This is a genomic window from Corynebacterium sp. HMSC27B11 (assembly GCF_001815985.1).
GTDB lineage: Bacteria > Actinomycetota > Actinomycetes > Mycobacteriales > Mycobacteriaceae > Corynebacterium.
The window spans coordinates 12,887-36,461 of record NZ_KV823566.1 but is presented as its reverse complement, the minus strand read 5'-3'; the positions used below and the strand labels follow the sequence as shown (position 1 = coordinate 36,461).

Here is a 23,575-nt window from a genome sequence, read left to right as displayed (position 1 = left end):
CACCGTGGGCTAATTTGATAGGCAGCATGTCTACCACCCCCACCCCTAATCTGCCCTTTTCCGCTGGCCGCACGGCCCTGCTCAGCGCGCTCGCGGAGTTCGGCGCGGCTGTGGTGCACGCCCCGCCGGGCACGGGCAAGACCACCCTGGCCCCGCAGTTCCTCGCCGATGCTGACCTGGTTGCCCCTGATCAGCGCGTGATCGTGACCCAGCCCCGGCGCGTGGCTGCCCGCTCCGCCGCCGCCCGCCTCGCCGAGCTGCGAGGCACCGAGCTGGGCGAAAAAGTGGGATATACGGTCCGCGGAGATTCCCGCGTATCCAAGCAGACCCGGATCGAGATGGTGACCCCCGGCGTGCTGCTCCGGCGCATGCTGCGAGACCCCGACCTGCCTGGGGTGGGCGCGATCGTCGTGGATGAGGTCCATGAACGCCACATCGAGTCCGACCTGGTCTTCGCCATCGCCGCCCAGCTGCGGGAGTTGCGCGATGACCTGCTGGTCGTAGCGATGTCCGCGACGGTGGACGCCCAGCGTTTCGCGAATCTGCTCGGGGTACCGGAGGCGGTGGTGCACGTTCCAGCCCCGATCTACCCGTTGGATATCCACTACGCCGCCGCCGCGGATTCCATCACCCACCGCCGCAGCGATAGTCGCCCCGGCCAGCCCGGTTCCATCGAGGCCTTCATCGCCGCCGGGGTTCGCCGAGCTCTCGCGGAGACCGCCGAAGGCGACATCCTGGCCTTCGTCCCGACCATCCGTGGCACCGAGCTGCTCGCGCAGCAATTCGACTCCCCCGAGCTCGCCGCCTTCGCGCTGCACGGCCAGCTCAGGCCGAAGCAGCAGGCCGAGATCGTCAACCCGCGCGGGGCCACCAGCGCCAACTCCTCCCGCCGGGTCATTTTCGCCACGGACGTCGCCGAATCCTCGATCACGGTGCCGGGCGTGCGCGTCGTCGTGGATACCTGCCTGTCCCGCGTGTCCCGGCGCGATTCCTCCCGCGGCATGTCCGTTCTGGTCACGGAGTCCGCCGCCCAGGCCAGCTGCGTGCAGCGGGCGGGTCGTGCGGGCCGCGAGGGCCCGGGCACGGTGTTCCGCCTAATCAGCGCGGATGAGTGGGCCCGACTGCCGGAGTTTGCCGCCCCTGCGATCCAGACCAGCGACCTCACCGGCGCGCTGCTGGACGTCGCCGCCTGGGGCGCACCCATGGGTGAGGGTCTGGCGCTGCCGGACCCCTTCCCCCAGAACAACGCCGCTGCCGCCGCTGCCACGCTCCGCCAGTTGGGGGCGATCGACGCCGACGGGACCATCACCGAGCTCGGGGAACTACTGGTCACGCTCCCCCTCGATCCGCGCCACGCCCGCGGCGGCCTGCTCGCCAGCCGGCGCGTCCCGGTGGAGCTCGTGGCCCGTGTGCTGCAGTTTTTGGACGTCGCCAGCTCCCAACGTGCCCCGACCGAGGCGGTCAAGGATATTTCGCCGAAGGACCCGGCGGTACGCAGGCTCGTCCGCTTGTTGCAGCCGCACGCCCCACGTGAGCTCAGCGACCCGCTGACCGGGGAGGACGCCATCGCCTACACGATCGCCTGCGCTCGGCCGGACCTGCTCGCCCGGCGCGTTGAGCCGGGGTCGGAGCGGGTGCTGACCGTGGGCGGCACCGGGGCAGTCATCCCGAAGGGCATGCCCGGGGTGGATGCGCCGCACAATGAGCAGTGGTTCGCGGTGGCGGATATCGGACGCAGCGAATCGGCGTCCGCGCGGAAGTCCGGGACGGGTTCGATCCTGCGCTCGGCCATGCCGATCTCCGAGGAGCTGGCCCTGGCCGCAGCCGGTGGCGTCGTAAAGGAAAGGACCGCGAGCTACAGCGTGGAGAAGAAGCGGGTGCAGGCACGGGAACGGACGGTCGTGGGGGCGGTCGAGTTGAGCAGCGCCCCAGCCAAGCCCAGCGCGGCGGAGGCGGAAGAGGCGGTATCCGCCGCGATTGCGCAGGCCAGCCCGGAACAGCTGGAGGAGATGCTCCAGCTCAGCGGGAACGCCCGCGAGCTGGTGAAACGCATGCAGTACCTGCACGACGCCGCTGCCGCTGGCTTCGAACGTGCGTCGGGCTACCCGGATCTGCGGGCGGGGCTGCCGGAGGAGCTGTTGAGCTTTATCGCGGCGGATATTGCGGCGGGACGGCGGCCCGATATCGCGAGCCTGCTGCGCGGGCTGATCCCGTGGGACCAGCCAATCGACGAGCTCGCGCCGGAGTCCCTGGAGCTGCCGAGCGGGCGGACGCGGCGGCTGACCTACCCGGAGGTGCTGATCGGAAGCGCCGCGGATGGCGCTGTGAATGACGCGGCCAGCGAGGCTACAGACGAGGTCGTCCCGGAGAGCTCCGGCGAGGGGCAGGCCGAGCCAGCCCCCGAGATCCTCGCCGAACCCGTGGTGTTGGCGACGAAGCTACAGGACGCGTTCGGCCTCACGGAGTCCCCGCGCATCGCGGGCCGGCGGGTGCAATTCCACCTGCTTTCCCCGGCGCAGCGGCCGGTGGCGGTGACCGATGACCTGGGGAGTTTCTGGGCCGGGCCTTATCAGGGGGTGCGCAAAGATATGCGGGGCCGCTACCCGAAGCACGCCTGGCCGGAGGACCCGGCGGCGGGTTAGGGCAAAAGAAAAAGGAGCCCCGAAGGGCTCCTTGGTGTGGGCTGTGCCGGAGGCGGTTTAGCGCTTCGGCAGAACCATCTTGAGGATCCACAGGAGGATCACCGCGCCGAGCAGGCAGGTCAGGAAGCTCCAGAACATGCCGCCGGAGTTGACGTTGAACAGGGTGAGGACCCAACCGCCGATGAAGCCACCGACGATACCGACGACGATGTTGGCGAGAACGCCCATCTGCGCGTCGGTGCCCATGATCTTCGAGCCGATCCAACCCGCCAGACCGCCGATGATGATCCAGCCGATGAATCCGAGGGCCGGGGTTGCTTGTGCTGCGAGAATCAATGTATCCATGCCCTCCAGTCTGCCAGCACCTGCGGTTTTATGCCAGGTTTATTTTTCTAGGGCGAATTATTCTAGCGATCGCGCCGCTCTCGGAGCGTGGTGTTGAGCCACTCCAGGAGCACGATCGCGTGGTTCTGTTCGGTGTCTTTCGCGCCATAGAGCAGCAGCACCCCGTCCTTCGCGGTCTGCTCGGTTTTCGCATCCGAACGGGGTGGCTTGGCGCCGGCCTCCTCGAGTTCCCGCAGTGCGTCCTCAATCTCCCCGTTATCGAGCGCATCATCCAGCTCCGTGCGGTAGCGGTTGCTGAAGTCCGTGAAGCTCAGCTCACCCGAGTGGAAATCCTTGCGCAGCTCCGATGAGGGAGTCAGTTCCTTGGGCCAGCCCGTCAGGGGCAGATTCTCCTTGGATACTCCCCGTGGCCACAGCCGGTCGACCAGGAACCAGGCCTCTGCCTCGCCGCCGCTACCGCTGTTCTGGTCGCTGCTCTGCGCGCTCCCCTGTGCGCCGCTGTCTTTGACGACGTCGTAGACCCGTGCCAGTTCCATCTGTTCGCTCCTTCGTTCCGCTTATCTCTTCTTCCGCCCTCCACGGTACGTCCGCGGGTAACCTGGGGATATGTCTATGAATCTGAAGAAGGCCAAGGACGTCAACACTGCCGCTGTCATCGCCACCGGGCTCATCGGTGGCTGGCTCACCGCCCGCGAGACCGAGATTCGCCCGCTCGGTGGCGTGATTCTCGCTGCGGCCGGCGGTTACGCCGCCCGCTCCTGGAACGCCAAGGTCGGCGCGCCCACCGCCGCTGGGCTCACCGCCGGTTACCTCGGGGCCTTTGGCCTCTCCCACCCGCTGGCGAAGAAGATCGGCGCCTGGCCGGCTGTCCTCGCGGTCACCGCAGCATCCGCTGGAGCCGCACACTTCCTCTCCGACGCGAAGTAAGCCCGCCCGGCCCTTAGCTGAGCAGCGCGCCCACCATGGCCTCCGCCATGGTGTCGAGCCGATCCTGCTGCTCCGCCGGGTCCCCGGTGAAGGCCACAGGCTCAGCCGCCACCTCCCACTGCAGGCCGGCGATGATGGAATCCATCGCTTTCTCCGCCCCAGTGGTATCGAATCCACCCCGGATCCACCAGGAGACCGGGGTGCCCTTCTTTTCCTCGTTGACCTCGTAAAACAGGGTGTCGAAGTAGTGCTTCAGCGCCCCGGAGATATAGCCGAAGTTCGCGGTTGTTCCGAAGATCACCGCGTCCGCTGCCAGGAGCTCCGCCTTATCCGGCTCCAAGGCCTGGCGCTCAACCACCTCGATGCGGGGCGCGCTCTCCCCCAGCGCCTCGGCGGCCTGCGCGGCAGCCTCCTGGCACTTCTCAACCACCCGCCGGGCAATCGGCCGCACCGTATCCGTCGGGCTGTGGTGCACGATCAGCAGAGTTCGAGTGTTGCTAGCCATGCCCCCATTATGGCCACCCACGGGCCAAGAAGTGGGCAAGATGGAAACCATGAGCACCGCACCACTGATCCTTCCCTTCCAGGGCGTTCGCCCACGCATCCACGAATCCGCCTATATCGCCCCCGGCGCGACCATCATCGGCGACGTCGAGATCGGCGCCGATTCCTCCGTCTTCTACGGCTGCGTCCTGCGCGGGGACGTCGGCCCGATCCGCATCGGGGAACGCACAAATATCCAGGACAACTCCGTCCTGCACGCGAACCACGACTCCCCCTGTGTCCTCGGTTCGGACGTCACCGTCGGGCATAAGGCCCTCGTCCACGGCTGCGAGATCGGCGACGGCGTCCTGGTCGGCATGTCAGCGACGATCCTCTCCGGTGCCCGTGTTGGTTCCGGAAGCCTCATCGCGGCTGGTGGCGTCGTCCTAGAAAACCAGGAGATCCCGGCGGCGTCGCTGGCGGCGGGGGTACCGGCGAAGGTGCGTCGTGAGATGAGCGAGCAGGCACAGCAGGGACTGGTCGAGCACGCGGGCCGCTACGTCGAGATCGCGAAGGGGCAGCCGGATCCGTCGGAGGCGATCGAGCTCGCCGAGGTGCGTTTCCGCTAGCACCACTTCGCGTCCGTCCACTCCCCTCGCATCAGCTTGCTCCCACTCATTTTCCGGCCGCTGCCACCGACGTTGCAGGGCTTGGGCAGGACACTTCCTCGCACCCCACCAGCGAGCCTTCTTCTGAGTTCGGCCCGGCACCCGATAGCATGAAGGGGCTATGGCCAGCACAGGTGGGAAAAGATTCCGTAACGATATCGAGGGCTTGCGCGGTTTCGCGATCGCCCTCGTGGTGATTTTCCACGTCTTCGTGGGCAAGGTGTCCTCGGGCGTGGATGTCTTCCTTCTGCTGGGAGGTGTGTTTTTCTTTGGCTCCCAGCTCGCGAATGCGCGCAACCCGAAGGGGCTGACATTCGTTCAGTCGCTCGTGCGCATCATCCGGCGGCTCTTCCCGCTGCTCGCGGTAGTCGTCGGCGCGACGTTGGCGGCCGGGCTGCTGCTCATGCCGCGGATCCAGCACCTGCAGCTATCTAAGGACGCGGTCGGCGCGCTGGCCTACATCACCAACTGGCAGCTGGCGTTTTCGGGCCGTGATTACAACACCGCCAGCTCCACGGTCTCGCCGTTCCAGCACCTGTGGAGCATGTCCGCGCAGCTGCAGATCTACGTCGCATCCCTGATCGCGGTCACCCTGATCGCGCTCATTTTCCGACGTTTTTCCCGCAAGGCCTTGGCTGTCATTCTCACGGCAGTCACGGTGCTTTCTTTCGCCTTCGCGACGTACCAGCACGGCCAGGACCAGGCCGTGAACTACTACCACTCCTTCTCCCGCTTCTGGGAGATCGGGCTGGGTGGCCTGCTGGGCATGCTGATCATGCCGCGTTCCGACCACGGCGAGAAGCCGCCGGCACCGATCGTGCCGCCGCTGAACACGTGGGTGCGTCAGATCTTCGGCTGGCTGGGCCTCATCATGATCGCCTCCACCGGCCTGATCATGGATGGCGCACAGACCTTCCCGGGCCCGGGCACGCTGTTCCCGCTGGTGGGTGCGGTGATGGTGATCCTGGCTGGGCAGAACGGCAAGCCGGTGGGTGTCACCCGCATCCTGGAGAGCCGCTTCATGCAGTTCCTGGGCCGGATCTCCTACGCCCTGTACCTGTGGCACTGGCCGCTACTGATCATCCTGGTCTCCTACACGGGCTACGACGCCCAGGAGCAGCCATTGTTCGGCGTGGCCATCATCGCAGCCTCGGTGGTCATGGCATGGCTGTCTAATCGCCTGATCGAGCGCCCACTGCGCCAGACCGGCCGCCCACGTCGCGCGCACGTGCTGTGGACCCCGAGCTACTGGTGGGAAGCCATCCGCGTGTGGCCGAAGACCGCCTATGCGATGGTGATCATCCTGATCGCCGGTGGTGTGGTCGCCGCGGCCCCGCTGGTGGCGAAGAACCAGGTCGAGGAGGGCGAGGAACTCTGGCGCCTGGCGTCGAACGTCGAGAACTACCCTGGCGCGCTGGCCTTCAGTAACGACGCCTTCGTCCCACCCCGTCAGCCCCTGGCCCCACCGTTCGAGGAGATGGGCCCGCTGCTGCCGCCGACGCAGCCGGATGGTTGCCAGATCGGCTTCGAGGAGGATCACCTGATCCTGAAGCGGAACTTCAACCGCTCCGAGGAGGAATGCGCCTACGGTGATCTGAACTCCGAGCGGACGGTGTACGTGATTGGCGGTTCCCATTCCGAGCACTTCATCCCTGCCCTCGACGAGGTGGGCCGCCGCCAGGGCGTGAAGTTCATGCCGATCCTGAAGATGGGCTGCCCGGTCAACGCGAATATCACGAAGTGGGATGGTTCGGACTTCCCGTCCTGCCGTTCCTGGTCGAAGAAGGTTGTGGACCACATCCTGGCCCACCCGCCGACCGAGGGCGTGTGGATGACCGGTACCCGCCCGTCGGATATCGCGGGTAATGGGCCGGAGCAGGTGCCGCCGGAGTACGTGGACCTGGTGAAGCTGTTCACCGAGAACGGCATCCACAGCTACCTGATGCGCGATAACGCCTGGCACATCCAGCCGCCGGAGATGGGTGACCCGGTGCCATTCAACCTGCGCGAGTGCGTGGGCGAGATGGTGGACGGCACCCGCACCGCCACCGAGCGTGGCCGGAACTTCCCGGGCGTGCGGGACCGTTGGCGCCCGACGCCGGAGGAGATCGAGGAGATCAACGCGGAGTGCGGCACCCCGCAGGACGCCTCCCTGCTGCCGGAGGACCCGCAGTTCAAGGCCTATGCGGGTCTGGACGTGACGCTGCTGGATGTCACCGATGGCTTCTGTAAGGACGGCTGGTGCCCGGCGATCATCGGCAACCTGGTGGCCTACCGCGATCAGCACCACTTCACGAACATCTTCGCCTCCCGCTTCGCGGACGCGATCGAATACCAGATGTACAAGAAGCCGCGCGGTGCGCAGGGCTCGGAGGATAAGGCCCGCAAGGCGCCGGATGCGCGAGCTGAGGAGTCCGGTGAGGTCGCTCCCGAAGCCCCAGGGGCAGAGCAACCGGGTGCACCGGACGCTGGGCAGCCGGGCGCTGGTCAACCGGATGCCGGTCAGCCTGGCGCTGGATTGGACGCCCCAAGCCCGGATGAGATTGGGCAGCACCCGCCGGTGCAGGCCCCGGCGGTTCCCCAACCCGCTGCACCGGCCGGCGACTTTTACTAGCTAGGTCCCGGCGCTCGGCGCCCTTGCTGAATCAACCCCAGCGGCTTACCGCTGGGGTTCTTTCATGCGTGCTGCTTCTCTCTTGCAGCTAGTGGCGTTCTTGGAATTTTTAGGAGATCAGATCCAGGGGCATGTCGGAAATATCGCGCAACCGTCGCCCGTGCACCAGCATTTCGAGAATTTCCTTAGCGTCTTCCGAACCTGCTTCATGCACCGCTTTGCGCAGTTCAGGAAGCGCAGCGTGGTACACCATGTCAATGTCACCGGTGCCCAAGGCCAAGGAGGCGATCCTCGAAATCATCGGCTCCGCGGTAATCGCAATGATGTGCGGGGCGCGCCCCTTACGGTTGCGAATCAGGTTGAGCGCCTCACTCCGCGTGTTCTGTGCTCGGTCCGAACGCATAGTGAATTTGCAGCTGACAACCGCATGCAGAAACCGAGAAGAGGAAGGCTGCGTATTGGATGCGCGCATGGGAGAAAGCAAACCAGCCTGTTCATCCACGAACTCCAACTCGGCGTTCAACGCTTCATCGCTATAGGCATCTCGCGTGACGAGGATGTCCGGCGCGATGGAATAAGAGTTCCCCAGCACCGCGGCGAGGGTTGGCTTGTTTTCGATTTCGACCGCCAGATCCCCAAGGTGAAGATAAGGCTCATAGCGAGCGACGTGACTCGCACGATGGGAGGAGCCCACGACGTCGACAAACCAGTTTCCTGGCTGCACAGCCGCCATCGACCGAATCGTTGTACGCAGAAAGGTGCCGACCGCGTTCTCAAAATTCGATCCCGCCGTCTGCCCCGCTAGCTTCTGTCGCACAGGCACGCCCAGATTCTCCGCCAGGTGCAACGCAACAACCCGGCTAGCCCGGCTGCCCCTATCGGCATTCGAGGCGATTCCTTTATCGGAGATCGCCAAGGTTCCCGTATCGATGAGCTCTTGAATGAAATCTTTACGAGCCTGCGAAAGGACAGCTGGGTTCATACGTGGGCAATTCATATCTAGCTAGTCATTTCGAGCAATTGGACCGCCCCATACGGAAATGCAGGCAGCGAACCATCGGGGATCGGTTCCTTATTGAGCGCAGAGGCGATTCTCTCGCCGATGGCACGTGCAACCGGCGGTGGAAAAGCGTTCCCGACCTGCCTCCACGCCGCGGTTTTGCGGCCCATCCACTTCCAGTCCTCTGGAAATCCCTGGATCACCCCACCCATCTGGACAGTCAGCCTAGGCATCTCCTCGTTCGGGTCCTCGGTGAAATCCGCGCCAGGAGCCTCCTCCGCGATAGACGAGCCCTTTACCCCCAGCCTCTTCCATGCCGCACGCGCACGCGAAGGCCCCACGTCCGGGCCCCCATGCTTCTTACTTCCGCCAACCAGTGTTGGGGCGATGTCTTGCGCACCTGCTGCCCAAGCGGTCGCACCTGGCCAACCGCGAGAGGACATCAGATGGTGCAAAGCCTCTCCCACCGTAGTGCGATGCGAGACCGGCTCAGGCCAGGCAAAATATTCTGCATATTCATGCTGCAGCGCCACCATAATAAATCGTGGCCGGAGCTGCGGCACCCCATAATCGGCGGAAATGACCAGCTCCCAGAACACGGTATAGCCCATGTCATTCAGCTCTTCGATGAGCTCGGCGCGGTAGGCCTCGAAACGCGGCTGTGCCATGCCTCGGACATTCTCAAGCATCACCGCTCGGGGCCTTGCGATCCTGACCAGCTGCAGCGCCCGCGGGAAAAGGTCCCGCTCATCATCCTTTCCGAGCTGCTTACCCGCGATGGAAAATGGAGGGCAGGGCACGCCACCAGCGAACAAGTCCAAGTTCTCGGCATAAGGTTCGATATCGAAACTCAGCACATCTTCGGCGAGAACGTTCCAACTAGGCCTATTTGCCCTTAACGTCTCTACCGCATCTGGGTCGATCTCAACGGCGGCGAGATGATCAAACCCAGCTTGCTCCAGACCTAGCGCCTGCCCCCCTGCACCAGCACAGATCTCCACCGAAGTTAAAGCCTCCGCCTTGAAGGCGGGCACTGCATCATCATTTCCAGTCATGGTTTACTCCGCTGTCCAAGTCTTCTGGCTCCAGTGAGCCAAGTCAATCTGTTCGATTACCGCCGAACCTCGCGCCCGTCCACCCCCAGCTGCGTGCAAAGTACAACGAACGTAGTGGTGCGTCGCACAAACTAACCTGCGCACTCTCGGAAGTTTTCGCCTGTTAGTCTAGCAACGAGCCAGACAAGGACACCCCTTATTCGCTAATATGTTCGATTAATTCGCTCCGAACCGCTCAGTTCCTCCCCGCCATGCCACACATCGTTTTTCTCGACGCCAACGTGCTGACCAGCACCACCGTGCTGCGGTGGCTTTTCGACCTGCGCGCAGCACTGGTCGGTGAGGGGTACGAACTGCGGCTCGTGACGTCCTTAAAAACCCTGTCGGAGACCGGCTCCACGATGAACTGGCGCGTACCGCAATCCACCGGCGCGCAGCGGGATCAGCGGATGGCGGAGCTGCGCCGCGAGATGGACGGCGTCCTCCCCCATTACCCCAAGGACCTGGCCTTCAGCGGGAAGGACCCCGGCGACTACCACGTGCACGCCGCCGCAACCGCCTGCGGGGCGACCACGCTGCTGAGCTTCAACCGCCCCTCGGACTTCACGAAGAAGCCCGCCCGGGAGAGCTACCGAGTCATCAACCCCGACGATTTCCTCCACGAACTCGGCACCACCCATCCCGGTGCGTTGACGCAGGTTGTGGCCGCGCGCACGGGCAAGAAGGGCACGGCTGAGGAAGGCACAGCAGACGCCGCTGCGCTGGTTCTGCAGCTCAAGAAAGCGCGATGCCCCCGGCTCGCGAAACTATTGCCGGGGGCACTGGGAAGCTAAGTTAGCCGCGTTCGTGCTGCCTTAGTCCTGTGTGGCGAGATCAAACTTCCAGGCGCTGCCCTCAAGATCACCGCTGCTATCCAAGTCACTGACCAGGTAGGCCTGTCCCCCGCGGTAACCCACGTACTCCGCATCCTCGAGGTCGCCGCAGTAGCTGAGTTTCTTGGTCGCCCCCTCCTTGAGGCGCAAACGCTCCGGGTCGCGGTCCAGCTTGAGCGCGCTACCCGTCGGGAACACGACGCGCATATCCGGGACGTGGAATTGGAAGGCGAAACGATCAGTCTCCCGTCCGAGGCGGAACGTCGCGTCCGCGCAGACCTGCGCCTTGTCAACGTCGATCTTGTCGACGGTGATCTTTGAGCCCGAGTAGCCGTCGTCCTTGACCTTCTGCGCCTCCCCAGTCTTGGCAACGTTCTTGCCCAGCTTCTCCCACAGCGGGGAGGAAACCTCGACCGGTTCGACGTTGACCGGCAGGTACTCCGGGGAGTCGAAGTCCGTCAGGTCCTTGCTTGCGGTGGCCTCGCGGTCCTGAATGTCCAGGTTTGTCAGCTGGCTGGCCAGCGGCTTCAGCGCGCCGCACGTCGCCGGAGTGGACAGGGTGCCCACGAACAGGCCGCTCTTACTGTAGTAGGTGCACTTTTCGGTCGGCTCGGTGGACAGGTAGCCGTCCTCGCTCTTTTCCTGCGCGGTCCAGCCGCGCAGACCGTCACTGCTCAGGGAGACGCTGTCGTCCGGCACCGAGACGCCTGAGGACGAGCTGTCGATCTCCATGGTGACAAGGACCTCGCCACCATCGGCGGTCTCGTACCAGCCCTGGCAGGTCTCCTCGTCGCCGGAGACTTGGACGTCCTTGAGGCCAACGGAGTTCCAGAACTCTTCCCCCAGGTCGCAGTCGGCGAGCTTGTTCTTGGAGACGTGCTTCGCGATCTGCTCGTTATCCCAGCCCAACGGCCCTTTTTCGGTACCGCGAGTGGACTGGTAGATCCACAGTCCCGCGTAGACCAGTGCCGCGATGACGAGGACGGCTAGTGCGGTGAACGCCCACGGCTTTAGGTTCTTGCGGGGCTTGTCTTGCTGCCCCTGCGGCGGTTGACCCCCAACGGGCCCTTGTGGACCCGGGCCCCCGTGAGGCCCCTGTGGACCCTGTGGCGGCGGGGCACCGTTGCCGGCGGGCTGCTGCGCAGGCCCGTTGGCTGGCTGGGACGGCACGCCCCAGTCGTATGGCTGGTTCTGGTTAGGCGAATTCACGTCAGGATTCCTTCTCAGGTGGCGTCCAGCTCCCTTTCATCGGAGCACAACAAGAAACACGGTATCGCACGCGAAATGGTCTCGTGCGGATAGTGCAAATGTGCGGGTAGAAGGCCAATCGGGGAAGTTCGGTAGAGCGGAGCATTCGCTCCCAGTGATCTGATAAATTCCTGTTAGAAAAACCCGTCGATGCTGGCCGGAAGGAAGCACATGGCCCACTACGACCTTTATCAAGCTCTCAATCTCGACCGCTCCAAGGCACCGGACGAGATCAGCGCCGAGCTCTCCGAACGCCTGGAGAACAACGAGCTGGACAATATCGGTGGCCGCGAGGAAGTGGAGATCGCCCGCTCCATCCTGGGTGATCCACAGAAGCGCACCGCCTACGATTCCCGCCTGGATGATCCGAACGCGCCTGAGGTGGACGTCAACGCCCTCCGCCAGCTCGCCGCCGCGGATTTCTCCGCAGGTGCTGCGCCGACGGGCGATCACGCAGCGGGCGCCGGTGTTGCAGCTGGTGCTGCCGGTGCCGCAGGCGCAGCGGGCATGGCTGGCGCAGCAGGTGCCCAGCACTCGCAGGAGAAGCAGGGCCCGTCGCTAGGCGAGCGCTTCAAGGAGGCCGGCACGAAGACCCAACAGCAGGTCGCGCCCGCCGTGGAGAAGACCAAGAAGGAGTTCGGCCGCTCCTCCAAGATGGCAATCCTCATCACCGCGATCGCCACGGCCGTCGTGATGCTGCTGATCTTCGCCGCCGTGAGCCTCTTCGGCGGCATGGGTGGCGATAACGTCACCGGAAAGGGTGCGCCGAATAAGAAGGTCGAACAACTGTTGAAGCTGCGCGACCGGGACAAGACGGATAAGTGGATCCGGGAGAATATCCACATCAAGGCCCAGGATGCCCTGATCGACGAGCTGGATCTCAACGATGATTACCGCGGTATCGACCGCTACCTGGGTGCTGAGGACCCGAAGGCCCTGTACACCGTCGATGACCAGGACTTCATGCGCCTGTCCATGAACTTCGACGAAGACAAGGTCAAGGACGCGTACAAGAATAGCCAGCTCAAGAAGAGCTACACCGTCCAGATCGGTGATAAGAGTGGCCGTGACACCGGCCAGCGCCTGGACGTCGTTGAGCTGGAGGACGGCAAGCTCGTCGTGAAGTTCTACGACGTGGGCTCGCAGAGCTGGGCCGATTTCGTCGAGGACTTCGACGTCGACGACATCAGCTCCGGTAGCAAGTCCTCTTCCTCTTCCAAGGGCTCCTTTGGTGACTTCTGGAGCGAGCTGACGAGGCAAGCGTTCGGCGATTAATTCGCCGCCGCGACGATCGCCGGGGCGCCCTCTGCCGCGGTGGCCCGCAGCGACCAGTCCGCCAGCCGGGTGAGGTCGGTGCGCTCCGGGGAGATCTCCAGGATGCGCGCACCGGCGGCCTTCGCGACCTGCGGCAGGCCCGCTGCCGGGTAGACCACGCCCGAGGTGCCGATGATGACCACCAGGTCGGCCTCCCGCATCGCGGCCTCGGAGGCATCCCACTCGCGGTGCGGCAGCGGCTCGCCGAACCACACCACGCCCGGGCGGACGGGGTTGCCGCACAGGGAACAGTTCGGTGGGGTGACGCGCTCCAGCTGCTCATCGGGGAACTCCGGGGTACGGGCGGGCTTGTGGCAGATGGCGCAGCGGTAGCTGAAGAGGCTGCCGTGCAGATGCGAGATCCGCTTGCTGCCCGCCCGTTCATGCAGGTCGTCGATGTTTTGGGTCACCACATGCAGGTTGATGCCCCGCTCGGAGGCCCAGGAGGAGTTCTCCCACTCGGCGATGGCCACGTGGCCGGCGTTGGGAGCTGCCTGCTGGCAGACATGCCCGCGCCAGAGGTACCAGGCGTACATGGGGTCAGGGTCCTTGGCCCAAGAATCCAGGGAGGCCATATCCTGCGGGTTGATGCGCTCCCAGATACCTGTCTGCGCGTCGCGGAAGGTGTCCAGCCCGGAGTCCTTACTCATTCCCGCGCCGGTGAAGACGACGACGTTACGCGCGCCCGTCAGGACGTCGATCAGTTCTTGCGGTAGGCCGTCGTTCAGCGTGAAAACACCAGAGTTCGTGCTCATGGCCCAAGGCTAGCCCGTGGCTGGTCGTGCCGGGTTCGGGTTACCCAAGAAGCTGCTCGCCCCTCCTGCCCGGAACCAGCCCGGCGCCCAGCTCAGCAGCAGGAAAGCAAGCTGCACTCTGCGAGTTCCACTACTCCGGCCGGGCTGGTGCACCTCGACCCTGGGGTTCTGCGAGCCGTGTATCGAATTGGCTACTAGCGAGTTTCCGGTCAGCGTAGGTGATGAGATCGAGCACGTCGTCCGCATAGTAGCCACGTTGTCCTTGTGGACCCACAGACTTTGACCGCAAGATTCCGGCCTCCTCCAAAAAATCCAGTGCTTGACGGGCACTCGCAGGAGCCTTCCCATAGATGCGGTTGACCGTAGCCACCGTGACCACTGGGTGTTCCGGCAAAGCCTCCAAGAGGCGTATCACCAGGGAGTCCCGGCGCAGTTCTCGCACCTTCCCGCTAGCCTTCCTCGCAGCATCGACTTGCTCCGCCCACTGCTGTTCCATAGCGCTCAATTCATTCGAAAGCTCTTCTGCCTGGCCCACTGCCACATCAGCCGCTTCAACGAATAGGTCGAGCCACCCGGAAAGGTCCCCCTCCCGGAACTTGGTCAATCCCTCGACGTAGCGCTGCGACCATGTTCCCAGAACGAGGCTGATGGGCAGGAGGGTTTTCGGCGCGAGGCCACGGCGTTGAAGGACCCCATGAATGAGTGCTCGACCGACCCGGCCGTTCCCATCTGCGAACGGGTGAATCGTCTCGAATTGTGCGTGGACAATCCCCGCCTGGAGAAGCGCACCGTGGGTTGCACTATTCAGGTATTCAACGAGGTCTTCCATAAGTTCCGGAACGTATTCTGGCGGGGGCGGAACGAACTCTGCCCCAATTGGGGTGAAGTCCCCGCCACCGATCCAGTTTTGTTGCTCACGTACGCCTACAGGGATCCTCCGCTCACCGCCGATGAGCTGCTCCTGCAGACGCTCCAGCATGTCGACCGTGATAGGACCCAGTGCTTCGAATTGTTCCTCCACGCTCCGGAGCACGGTGAGGTTGCGGGCCACCGCTGCAGCATTCGGTTTGAATCCCCGGACATCCTCACTCTGCGCGAGTTCTGCAAGAGCAATCTTGTCTACCCTCGGCGCAATCCCCTCGATCTTGGAAGAAGCAACTGCCTCTGAACGCATCAGCCATCGGGCGATGCTCTCCAACTGCGTAGCGCCTTGTAGCCGCCCAAGCTGCAAAATCTTCCGCTCCACAACAGCCGCTTTGTGCGACACGTCGTCGTCGACAAGTAGCGGTGCACCACGCCGGCCCTGCATCAAAAAATCTGGGACAAACGCGCGGAAGTGTCCACCAGCCTTATCGCGTTTCGGCACCCCTGGTGCATCGATTGGGTGCCAATGCTGATCAACGTAGTGCCCCATACACGCCTCTTTCTGGGTAGCCGGGCTACGGCTCACGCCCTGGGCGGCAAGCCAAGACTTATCCTTTAGTGATTAAGGGCTACACCTTCGGCTCAAGGTTTATACCTTAAGCGTTAAAGGGTAACTCTTCGGCTCAAGAGTACCCTTTTAACTTTTATCCCAGCACCCTGGTTTAGACCTGATCGATCGGCTTGATCATGATCGTCTCCACGTCCATGTGCGCGGGCCGGCCCGCGATCCAGCGCACGGTTTCGCCGATGTCCTCCGCCACCAGGTTCTGCACGCCCTCGTAGACCTCGTCCGCGCGGGCTTGGTCCCCCTTGAAGCGGTTCAGCGAGAAGTCGGTAGCAACGCGGCCCGGGTCCAGCTGGCAGACGCGGATGCCGTCCTCGGCGAACTCCATGCGCATCACGTCCGTCAGTGCGGTCTCCCCGAACTTCGCGGCGTTATAGCCCGCCCCGTTCCGGTATGCGCCACGCCCGGCCATGGAGACCACGTTGATCACCTGTGGTGCCTGCCCGGCCTTGAGCTGTTCGTATAGGGCGCGGGTGACCTGCAGGGTTCCCATCACATTGGCCTCGAACATCCAGCGCCAGTCCGCCGGGTCGGTCTCCACGATGGGCTCCAGGCCGCGCGCCCCGCCCGCGTTGTTGACCAGCAAATCGACGCTCCCGAATTCCGCGGCGAGCTGTTCGGCCACCGCGTCGATGGAGTCCTGGTCGGTGACGTCGAGGACGATGACGGTGGCCTGGCCGCCGGCGTCCTGAATTCGGGCCTGTACCTCCCGGAGGCGTTCCTCGCGGCGGGCGGTGAGGACGACGTGCCAGCCGTCGGCGGCGAGTGCTTCTGCGGCGGCGGCCCCGATGCCTGCGGAGGCCCCGGTGACGACGGCGGTGCGGGTGTTATCCGTGGTGTTAGTCATGCCCCTCAGGCTAGTCGGCGCCGCAGACACGCGCGCCGGTTCGCCGGCGGGATCCTAGTCCCGGTCGCTGCTCGCCCGGTCGGTGCTCACAGAGCCCGGCCGTCCCGCGACCACCGTGGCCGGTCCCTGCACAGCGCCGATGGCCACGGCTACGAGCAGCATGACCACGGCAGCGCCAACGTAGAGCGCCAGCGGCGACCACCCCGAGTCCACCAGGTAGCCGACGACGAGCGGGCCCATGATCGCACCGATGCGCCCCACGCCCAGCGCCATGCCCACGCCGGTGCTGCGCAGGTGGAAGGGGTAGGACTGCGGGGTGATCGTGTACATGCCGGTCACGCAGCCGTTGAGCAGCATGCCCACGGCCACGCCCAACGCCAGCATGAGCACCGGGAAGCCTGTGCTGAGGATGAAGGCAATCAGGATCCAGCCGGCCATGAGGGAGAAGATCACCAGTGTGGTGCGGGTGCTCAGTCGGGTGGTCAGCACGCCGAAGAGCACGGAGCCCACCGTTCCGCCCAGGGCGAGCATGATCCCGCCCAGCGTGCTGAGCTGCTCGCTCAGCCCCACCTCGGTGAGCAGTTTTGGGGTCCACTGATTCGCGAAGTTAAAGCCGAAGTTCACCAGCGCGAAGCCCAGCCACAGCAGCAGGGTGTTGCGCAGCAGCTCCGGGCCCAGCAGGTCGCGGGCACGGCCCCGCTCTGCAGCCGAGGGGACTGCGACAGCCACCCGCTGCTGATCCTCCGCGCCAGCCGGCACCTTGCCCATGCGCCGGGCCAGACGCTGGAGGGCGGCGTCGTCCCCGCGGGCGGCGAGGGTCTCCGGGGTCTCCGGAACGAAGAAGAGCACGGCGAGCAGCGCGACCGTCGTCAGCACCGCGCCAGCGAAAAACACGACACGCCAACCATGATCCGGGATGAGGGTGGAGGCAATCGTGCCACACAGGGAGGCACCCAGGCCGTAGCCCGCGGCGTAGATCGCCATCGCCAGGCCGCGGAAGCGCAGGTTGGAGAACTCGGAGGTCAGCACGGTCACGCAGGCGAGCACGCCGCCCACCCCGATGCCGGTGATCACGCGGTACACGAACAGCTCCGTCACACTACTGCTGAAACCGGTGGCAATGAGCCCGGCCAGGGTAATCAGCAGGGAGATCACGATCAGGCGCTTCCGGCCGAAGCGGTCGGCCAGCGGGGCCAGCGCCACCGCACCCACCCCCACGCCGATCAGCGCGGAGGCCAGCAGCCAGCCGAGGGTGGCGCCGCTGAGATCGAACTCTTTAGTGACCGCATTGGCGGAAAAAGCCATCGCGACCAGGTCATAGCCGTCCAGGGCGTTGACGAAGGCGGCGACCGCGATGATGAGCCACTGATAACCGGACATCCGGGTGTTATCGATGAGTTGGCGCAGATCCATCAATAATCCTTAAATTCTGCGTAGCCCCGCCGGTCAGGGGGCGTGAAACTACGTATCCATTGAACTGGGAATAAACCTAGCCATTGGGGCGGACAGAAAGAATTTCAGCCCTTAAGATTCGAATAATCTGTTCGATCTCTGCCTCCTTCAGGGGTGAAGGCAGAGTGAAACGCAGCGCGGATTGCGCCAACTCCGGGCTATAGCCCATCGCCAGCAGAACCGGGGAGGGCTCGGACTGGCCCGCACGGCAGGCCGACCCAGAGCTCACCGCGAAGCCTGCAGTATCCAATGCCACCAGCAGGGACTCACCGCTGACGCCATCAACAACGAAGGAGGCGTGGTTCGGCAGCCGCTCGGTGGGGTGCCCGGTCAGCGCAGCACCCGGCACGTCCGCGAGCACGGCCTCGATCAGCGCGTCACGGGAGGCCATGAGTTCCACGGCGCGGGTGCCGATCACCGCACGGGTGGCGGCGACGGCGGCGGCGAAACCCGCGGCCCCGGCAATATTGCTGGTGCCCGCGCGCCGCCCATTTTCCTGCTCCCCGCCGTGGATGACGGGCTCTAAGGCGATATCCCTGGGCAGGAGTAGGGCGCCCATGCCCTGCGGTCCGCCGAATTTATGGGAGGCCACCGCCGCGCTGGTTATCCCGGCACCGGGCCAGCCCCCGTCCGCGAAGCGCACCGGCAGGCCGGCGGCGGCCTGGACGGCGTCGATGTGAAGGGAAATCCCCAGCTCGCGGGCGGTGGAGCTGAGGTTTTCGATGCTGCTCACGCTGCCGACCTCCGCATTGGCCAGGCCCACGGCGACCAGCGTGGTATCCGCGGTGAGGAACTCCCGGGCGGCGGTATCGAGCACGCGTCCCGATGCGTCGACGGGCAGGTAGTCCACGGTGAAGCCGTGGATGCGTCGCAGGTAGTCCACGCTGGCCAGCACAGAGGAGTGCTCGGCCTTCGTGGTCACGACCCGGCGCCCGCGCGGATTGGCGAGCGCGCGTCCGATGATGCCGAGGTTATTCGCCTCCGTCCCGCCGGCGGTGAAGATCACGCCGTCTGTGGGGACGCCGAACGCCCGCGCCACCGTAGTGCGGGCGTGGTCGAGCTCCCGGTCCGCGCGGTGCCCGGCGCTGTGCACGCTGGCGGCATTACCCGGACCGGCGTCCCACACCCGGTTCATCGCCTCCCGGGCGGCCGGGTGGAGCGGTGCGGTGGCGGCGGCGTCGAGGTAGCGGGCCATTAGGCCGGATCCAGAGCGTCGAGACCCAGGTCGAGGGAGCCCGCGGAGTGGGTGAGCTTGCCGACGGAGATGACGTCCACGCCGGTGGCCGCGAGCTCCGCGACCGTCTCCAGGCTGACGTTGCCGCTGGCCTCGGTGGCAGCGCGGCCGTCGATCAGGGCCACGGCCTCTGCGAGCTCGGCGGGGCCGAAGTTATCCAGCATGATGCTGTCCACCCCGGCGGCCAGGACTGGCTCGATCTGGTCCATGCGGTCGACCTCCACCTCGATGTGGGTGGTGTGGCCGACCCGGCTGCGCACGACGCGCAGGGCCTCGGTGATCGAGCCCTCCCCGAGGCTCGCGGTGAGTGCGGCGAGGTGATTGTCCTTGACCATCACGGCGTCCGAGAGCCCGTAGCGGTGGTTGTGGCCACCGCCGACGCGCACGGAGTGCTTCTCGAAGGCCCGCAGGCCAGGGGTGGTTTTCCGGGTGTCGACGATGCGGGCATTCGTGCCTGCGACGGCGTCGACGTAGCGGGCGGTCAGGGTGGCGATCGCGCACATGCGCTGCGCGAAGTTCAGGGCGATGCGCTCGGCGGTGAGCACGCCGCGGGCCGGGCCCTCGATGACCGCGAGCTTTTGCCCCGCGGTGAAGCGGGTGCCCTCGGCGGCCAGCTCGGTCACGGTGATCGCCGGGTCGGTGAGCTCGAAGGCGGCGCGGACGACCGGACCGCCGGCGAAGACCCCGTCCTCGCGGGCGGTCAGCGCGGTGCGGAGGCGGGCGTCGGCGGGGATGGTCGCCTCGGAGGTGATGTCTCCCCACGGGGCGTCCTCGGCGAGGGCGGCGCGGACGGCGGTGGTGATGGTGTCTTGGGTGAGCATGGGGCCTTTCGGGTTCTTCTACGGGTCTTGTTGTCGTGGGGCTTGTTGTCGTGGGGCTTGTCGCTGCGTTGTGTTAGCTGGTCAGGGTGCTTTCCTGGGCGTCACGTTCCGGCGGGGACGGCCCGCAGGAAACGGGAGCTGGCCTGGCCCGGATCTGTGTGGGGATAATCGCGGCGGCGGTGGGCTCCCCGGGATTCGGTCCGGGCCTCCGCCGCGGTGGCCACAAGTTGCGCGACGGTTGCGATGGCACCGGGGGTCTCCGCGAGCCGCTGCCGGGCCTGCCGGATGCCCTCGCCGGTTCTTTCGACGTCCAGCCCCTCGCCCACGGCGTCCCGCGCAGCGTCGTCCAGCATCGCGGCGTTTTGCAGAGCGGCGTTCGATTCCGTGACGTCTGCGGCAGGCGTCCCGCCCAGCCCGGTGCCTTCCGGCAGCGTCAGTTCGACGTCCAGCACGCGGCCCTCGGCGGTCGCGGTGGCCAGGCCCGTGGGTTGCTGTCCCCGGTCGCCGGGGGTCTGCGCGGCGGCGTCCTTGCCAGCTGCGGCGGCGAAGACCAGCGCCTCCAAAAGGGAGTTCGACGCCAGACGGTTCGCCCCGTGCACGCCGGTCCGGGCGGCCTCACCAGCTGCGTAGAGACCGGGAACGCTGGTGCGTCCGTGCAGGTCGGTGGCGATTCCGCCCATGCAGTAGTGCGCGGCCGGGGCGACCGGAACGAGCTCGTGGCGCCAGTCGATGCCCTGCGAGGCGAGCATCGCGGTGATGCCCGGGAACTCCTCGGTCAGCTGCGGGATGTGGCGGGCATCCAGCCACACGTTCTCGGTGTGTTCGTGCAGGGCGCGGCACACCCCGGTGGCGACGACGTCGCGGGGCGCGAGCTCCGCGCGCGGGTCGACGTTCTTCAGGAAGCGCTGGCCCGCATCGTCGAGCAGCACTCCCCCGGCCCCGCGCACCGCCTCGGAGATGAGAAAGTTGGTGCCCGCCAGGACGGTGGGGTGGAACTGGACGAACTCCATATCCGCCAACACCGCCCCGGCGCGGGCCGCCGCGAGGATCCCGGCACCCGTGCACACCCCACCGCTGGTGGCGCGCGGGAAGATGCCGCTGTATCCGCCGGTCGCGACGATGGTCGCATCCGCACGGAGGTCTACCGTGTCGCCCGCGCGGCGCAACCGGGCGCCGGTAACCACGCCATCCGTGAGAAGCAGTTCGGCCAGTTCGCAGCCGGGGTGCTGGGTGATCCCACCACCCTGCGAGCCACCACTGTGCTCGCCCGCCTTCTGCTCAACCTTCTCTGCGACCTTTTCCGCGAGGAAGGTGTGCAGGGCCGCCCCGGTGCGGTCACCCCACGCGTGGATGATCCGCTCCGCGCTGTGCGCCGCCTCCAGCGCGAGCGCAGGCGTGCCATCCGGGAGCAGGTCGGCGGGGAAACCGGCCGCGAGCAGGCGGCGCACCGCCACCGCGCCTTCCGCGGCCAGGAACTCGACCGCCCGGGCCTCCTCGGTGCCCGGCGCGACCAGCCCCGCCCCCGCGGCCAGGGTGTCCGCCACGTGCGCGGCCACGCTATCGGCAGGGTCGATCGCGGCGGCGATCCCGCCCTGCGCGAGCTGCGTGGCTCCCCGGCTGGCGGCGATGCTGCCACCCGGATAGATCAGGGCTACCTCTGCGCCGGCAGCGACCGCGGTGAGCGCGGCGACCATGCCGGCCACCCCGGAGCCTAGGACGTTGACCTGCGGCATCAGTGAGGCTTCGCGGCCAGCATGCGCTCGAGGGCGACCTCGGCGTGCTCGGCGACGGACTCGTCCACGGTGATCTGGTTGACCACCTTGCCGTCCACCAGGGACTCCAGCGCATAGGCCAGGTAGGCCGGGTGGATGCGGTACATCGTGGAGCACGGGCAGACCACCGGGTCCAGGCAGAAGATGGTGCGGTCCGGGTACTGCTGGGCCAGGCGGTTGACCATGTTGATCTCGGTGCCGATGGCGATCACATCGCCCGGCTTGGAAGCCTCCACCTCGCGGCGGATGACCTCGGTGGAACCGGAGACGTCCGCGGCGTCGACGACCGGCGCCGGGCACTCGGGGTGGACGACGACGCGCACGCCCGGGAACTCAGCGCGCGCCTTCTCGATCTGCGCGACGGTGAAGCGCTTGTGCACGGAGCAGAAGCCGTTCCACAGGATCACCTTCGCCGCCCGGATCTCCTCGGCGGTGTTGCCGCCCAGCGGCAGGTGCGGGTGCCACATGATGATCTGCTCGTCCGGGATGCCCATCGCACGGGCGGTGTTGCGGCCCAGGTGCTGGTCCGGCAGGAAGACGACCCGCTCGCCGCGCTCGAAAACCCAGTCCAGGACGGTGCGGGCGTTCGAGGAGGTGCAGACGATCCCGCCGTTGCGGCCGCAGAAGGCCTTAATGTCCGCGGCGGAGTTCATGTAGGTCACCGGGATCAGCGGTGCCTTGTCGGCGACGGCACCGTCAGCAGCAACGTCCCCGTTTGTACCCAGCACCTCGCTGAGTTCCTCCCAGCAGGCCTCGACCTGGCTGATGTTGGCCATATCGGCCATGGAGCAGCCCGCGGAGAGGTTCGGCAGGATCACGGCCTGGTTGTCCTGGGAGAGGATGTCCGCGGTCTCCGCCATGAAGTGCACGCCACAGAAGACGAAGGCCTCGGCCTCCGGGTGGGCCTTCGCCGCCTGGGCGAGGTTGAAGGAGTCACCCACGAAGTCCGCGAACTTCACGATCTCGTCGCGCTGGTAGAAGTGGCCTAGGATCTTCACCCGGTCGCCGAGGGTCTCGCGGGCGGTGGTGATCATGGCGTCCAGCTCGTCCGGGGTGGCGGTGGTGTAGCGCTCCGGCAGCACGCCCTGGCGGGGTGCGGCGGTCGGGAAGTCATCGCCGTGGGAAGCGCCCGGCCCGTAGGAGGAGTTCTGGTCGACCTCCCAGGGCTCGGCGGGCAGCTGGGAGTCGCAGGTGCTGGACTCGGCGTCGGCGGCCTTGAGGATGAGGTTTGTTACGGAGCTCATAGTCTTGTGCTTTCTGTGGTGGCTGCCGGTGTAGGCAGGCGGGTTGAGTGGTGGGCTAGTCGTGTCGCCGGTTGTCGGTTTCTACAGTTCCGGCCGGTCGGATTCGGGGACGAAGCGGTAGTACTTCGCTGGTCGGTGTTTGGTGCCTTCCTGGTGTTTCCCGGTTTCCTCGACGTCCCCGCTGGCGAGGACCTGGCGACGGAAGTTGGCCGGGTCGAGCTTCTTGCCGAGGATGACCTCCTGGACCTGCCGTAGTTCGGCGATGGTGAAGGAGTCCTCCAGGAAACGGTGCGCGACGAGGGCTTTTTCGGTCCTTCTTCGCAGCCGGTCGATGCCCGCGGCGATGATTTCCGCGTGGTCGAAGGCCAGGGGTGGGAGGTCATCGGTGCGGAACCAGGCGATGTTCTGTTGTTCTGGACGACACTGCTGCTGGAAGTCGCTGTCTCGGAACTGTGCCCAGTAGGCGATGGTCACGGTGCGCTGCGCCTCGGCGGAGCGTTCCACCGATCCGAAGGCGTAGAGCTGTTCCAGGTAGTTCGGCTCCGCCTGGGCGGCGGCGACGAGGTTCTCCAGTGCGGTTTCGGTGAGGGTTTTATTCCATTCGGTGGGTCCACCGGGCAGCGCCCAGGCGCCCTCGAAGGGTGGTCGGATGCGGCGCACGAGTGGCACCCACAGCGCGGGGCTGATGCCCTCCACGTGTGGTGGGTCGATGGCGAAAGCCACCGTGGACACCGCCACCGTGGGGCCGAGTTGCCGCCTTTCGGCGACGTTTAGGCCGGTCCAGCGCCTCATG

21 protein-coding genes are annotated in these 23,575 nt (G+C 65.9%); 6 read left to right on the top strand and 15 right to left on the bottom strand.

Annotation, left to right across the window (positions count from 1 at the left end; genetic code table 11):
• The first annotated feature begins 26 nt into the window (after positions 1–26).
• The gene (locus HMPREF3097_RS07060) at positions 27–2,642 is read left to right on the top strand and encodes an ATP-dependent helicase C-terminal domain-containing protein (RefSeq protein WP_070761686.1); all 2,616 of its coding nucleotides are present in this window, start codon (positions 27–29) and stop codon (positions 2,640–2,642) included.
• Positions 2,643–2,699: 57 nt separating this feature from the next.
• Here HMPREF3097_RS07060 and HMPREF3097_RS07055 read toward each other — a convergent pair whose 3' ends face one another.
• Entirely contained in the window at positions 2,700–2,987 is a 288-nt protein-coding gene (locus HMPREF3097_RS07055; protein WP_070758582.1) for a GlsB/YeaQ/YmgE family stress response membrane protein, read from the bottom strand.
• A 62-nt stretch (positions 2,988–3,049) separates the two neighbouring features.
• Positions 3,050–3,523, bottom strand: a complete 474-nt coding sequence (locus HMPREF3097_RS07050; protein WP_070761685.1) for a DUF488 domain-containing protein — start codon at positions 3,521–3,523, stop codon at positions 3,050–3,052.
• Positions 3,524–3,593: 70 nt separating this feature from the next.
• Between HMPREF3097_RS07050 and HMPREF3097_RS07045 the strand changes: the two genes are divergently transcribed.
• On the top strand, positions 3,594–3,914 hold the full coding sequence (locus HMPREF3097_RS07045; protein WP_070758580.1) for a hypothetical protein: 321 nt from the start codon (positions 3,594–3,596) through the stop codon (positions 3,912–3,914).
• Positions 3,915–3,927: 13 nt separating this feature from the next.
• Here the strand turns inward: HMPREF3097_RS07045 and HMPREF3097_RS07040 are convergent, their stop codons facing one another.
• Entirely contained in the window at positions 3,928–4,419 is a 492-nt protein-coding gene (locus HMPREF3097_RS07040) for a flavodoxin family protein (protein WP_070761684.1), read from the bottom strand.
• 49 nt (positions 4,420–4,468) lie between these two features.
• Between HMPREF3097_RS07040 and HMPREF3097_RS07035 the strand changes: the two genes are divergently transcribed.
• Complete coding sequence (locus HMPREF3097_RS07035) at positions 4,469–5,026, top strand: gamma carbonic anhydrase family protein (protein WP_012359352.1); 558 nt, start codon at positions 4,469–4,471, stop codon at positions 5,024–5,026.
• A 160-nt stretch (positions 5,027–5,186) separates the two neighbouring features.
• The gene (locus HMPREF3097_RS07030) at positions 5,187–7,679 is read left to right on the top strand and encodes an acyltransferase family protein (protein ID WP_070761683.1); all 2,493 of its coding nucleotides are present in this window, start codon (positions 5,187–5,189) and stop codon (positions 7,677–7,679) included.
• A gap of 109 nt (positions 7,680–7,788) precedes the next feature.
• Here HMPREF3097_RS07030 and HMPREF3097_RS07025 read toward each other — a convergent pair whose 3' ends face one another.
• Positions 7,789–8,661, bottom strand: a complete 873-nt coding sequence (locus tag HMPREF3097_RS07025; protein ID WP_070758735.1) for an NgoMIV family type II restriction endonuclease — start codon at positions 8,659–8,661, stop codon at positions 7,789–7,791.
• A gap of 17 nt (positions 8,662–8,678) precedes the next feature.
• Complete coding sequence (locus HMPREF3097_RS07020) at positions 8,679–9,734, bottom strand: DNA cytosine methyltransferase (RefSeq protein ID WP_070761682.1); 1,056 nt, start codon at positions 9,732–9,734, stop codon at positions 8,679–8,681.
• A 251-nt stretch (positions 9,735–9,985) separates the two neighbouring features.
• Here HMPREF3097_RS07020 and HMPREF3097_RS07015 point away from each other — a divergent pair, with 251 nt between their 5' ends.
• A complete protein-coding gene (locus tag HMPREF3097_RS07015) occupies positions 9,986–10,567 on the top strand; it encodes a hypothetical protein (protein ID WP_246821322.1) in 582 nt (193 codons plus the stop codon).
• 21 nt (positions 10,568–10,588) lie between these two features.
• Here the strand turns inward: HMPREF3097_RS07015 and HMPREF3097_RS07010 are convergent, their stop codons facing one another.
• Entirely contained in the window at positions 10,589–11,815 is a 1,227-nt protein-coding gene (locus tag HMPREF3097_RS07010; protein WP_070761680.1) for a hypothetical protein, read from the bottom strand.
• Positions 11,816–12,025: 210 nt separating this feature from the next.
• On the opposite strand from HMPREF3097_RS07010, the gene HMPREF3097_RS09760 reads away from it, so the two are divergent.
• Positions 12,026–13,129, top strand: coding sequence for a hypothetical protein (locus tag HMPREF3097_RS09760; RefSeq protein ID WP_168167018.1), 1,104 nt, complete (start codon positions 12,026–12,028; stop codon positions 13,127–13,129).
• Here HMPREF3097_RS09760 and HMPREF3097_RS07000 read toward each other — a convergent pair.
• From HMPREF3097_RS07000 to HMPREF3097_RS06960, 9 genes are all read right to left on the bottom strand, one after another.
• Positions 13,126–13,896 (bottom strand): NAD-dependent deacylase, encoded by a 771-nt coding sequence (locus tag HMPREF3097_RS07000; RefSeq protein WP_210398563.1) that lies wholly within the window; start codon positions 13,894–13,896, stop codon positions 13,126–13,128. The genes HMPREF3097_RS09760 and HMPREF3097_RS07000 overlap by 4 nt on opposite strands.
• 157 nt (positions 13,897–14,053) lie before the next feature.
• A complete protein-coding gene (locus HMPREF3097_RS06995) occupies positions 14,054–15,337 on the bottom strand; it encodes a Fic family protein (protein ID WP_070761678.1) in 1,284 nt (427 codons plus the stop codon).
• A gap of 172 nt (positions 15,338–15,509) precedes the next feature.
• A complete protein-coding gene (locus tag HMPREF3097_RS06990; RefSeq protein ID WP_070761677.1) occupies positions 15,510–16,259 on the bottom strand; it encodes an SDR family oxidoreductase in 750 nt (249 codons plus the stop codon).
• A gap of 54 nt (positions 16,260–16,313) precedes the next feature.
• Positions 16,314–17,672, bottom strand: a complete 1,359-nt coding sequence (locus tag HMPREF3097_RS06985; RefSeq protein ID WP_070761676.1) for an MFS transporter — start codon at positions 17,670–17,672, stop codon at positions 16,314–16,316.
• A 76-nt stretch (positions 17,673–17,748) separates the two neighbouring features.
• On the bottom strand, positions 17,749–18,906 hold the full coding sequence (locus HMPREF3097_RS06980; RefSeq protein ID WP_070761675.1) for a cysteine desulfurase family protein: 1,158 nt from the start codon (positions 18,904–18,906) through the stop codon (positions 17,749–17,751).
• Positions 18,906–19,766, bottom strand: a complete 861-nt coding sequence (nadC, locus tag HMPREF3097_RS06975) for a carboxylating nicotinate-nucleotide diphosphorylase (protein ID WP_070761674.1) — start codon at positions 19,764–19,766, stop codon at positions 18,906–18,908. Before nadC ends, HMPREF3097_RS06980 begins: the two co-directional genes overlap by 1 nt.
• 101 nt (positions 19,767–19,867) lie before the next feature.
• A complete protein-coding gene (locus HMPREF3097_RS06970) occupies positions 19,868–21,499 on the bottom strand; it encodes an L-aspartate oxidase (protein WP_070761673.1) in 1,632 nt (543 codons plus the stop codon).
• On the bottom strand, positions 21,499–22,782 hold the full coding sequence (nadA, locus tag HMPREF3097_RS06965) for a quinolinate synthase NadA (RefSeq protein WP_070761672.1): 1,284 nt from the start codon (positions 22,780–22,782) through the stop codon (positions 21,499–21,501). The genes HMPREF3097_RS06970 and nadA overlap by 1 nt, the downstream gene beginning before the upstream one ends.
• An 81-nt stretch (positions 22,783–22,863) precedes the next feature.
• A complete protein-coding gene (locus HMPREF3097_RS06960; protein WP_070761671.1) occupies positions 22,864–23,574 on the bottom strand; it encodes an NUDIX hydrolase in 711 nt (236 codons plus the stop codon).
• Between the last annotated feature and the right edge of the window lies 1 nt (position 23,575).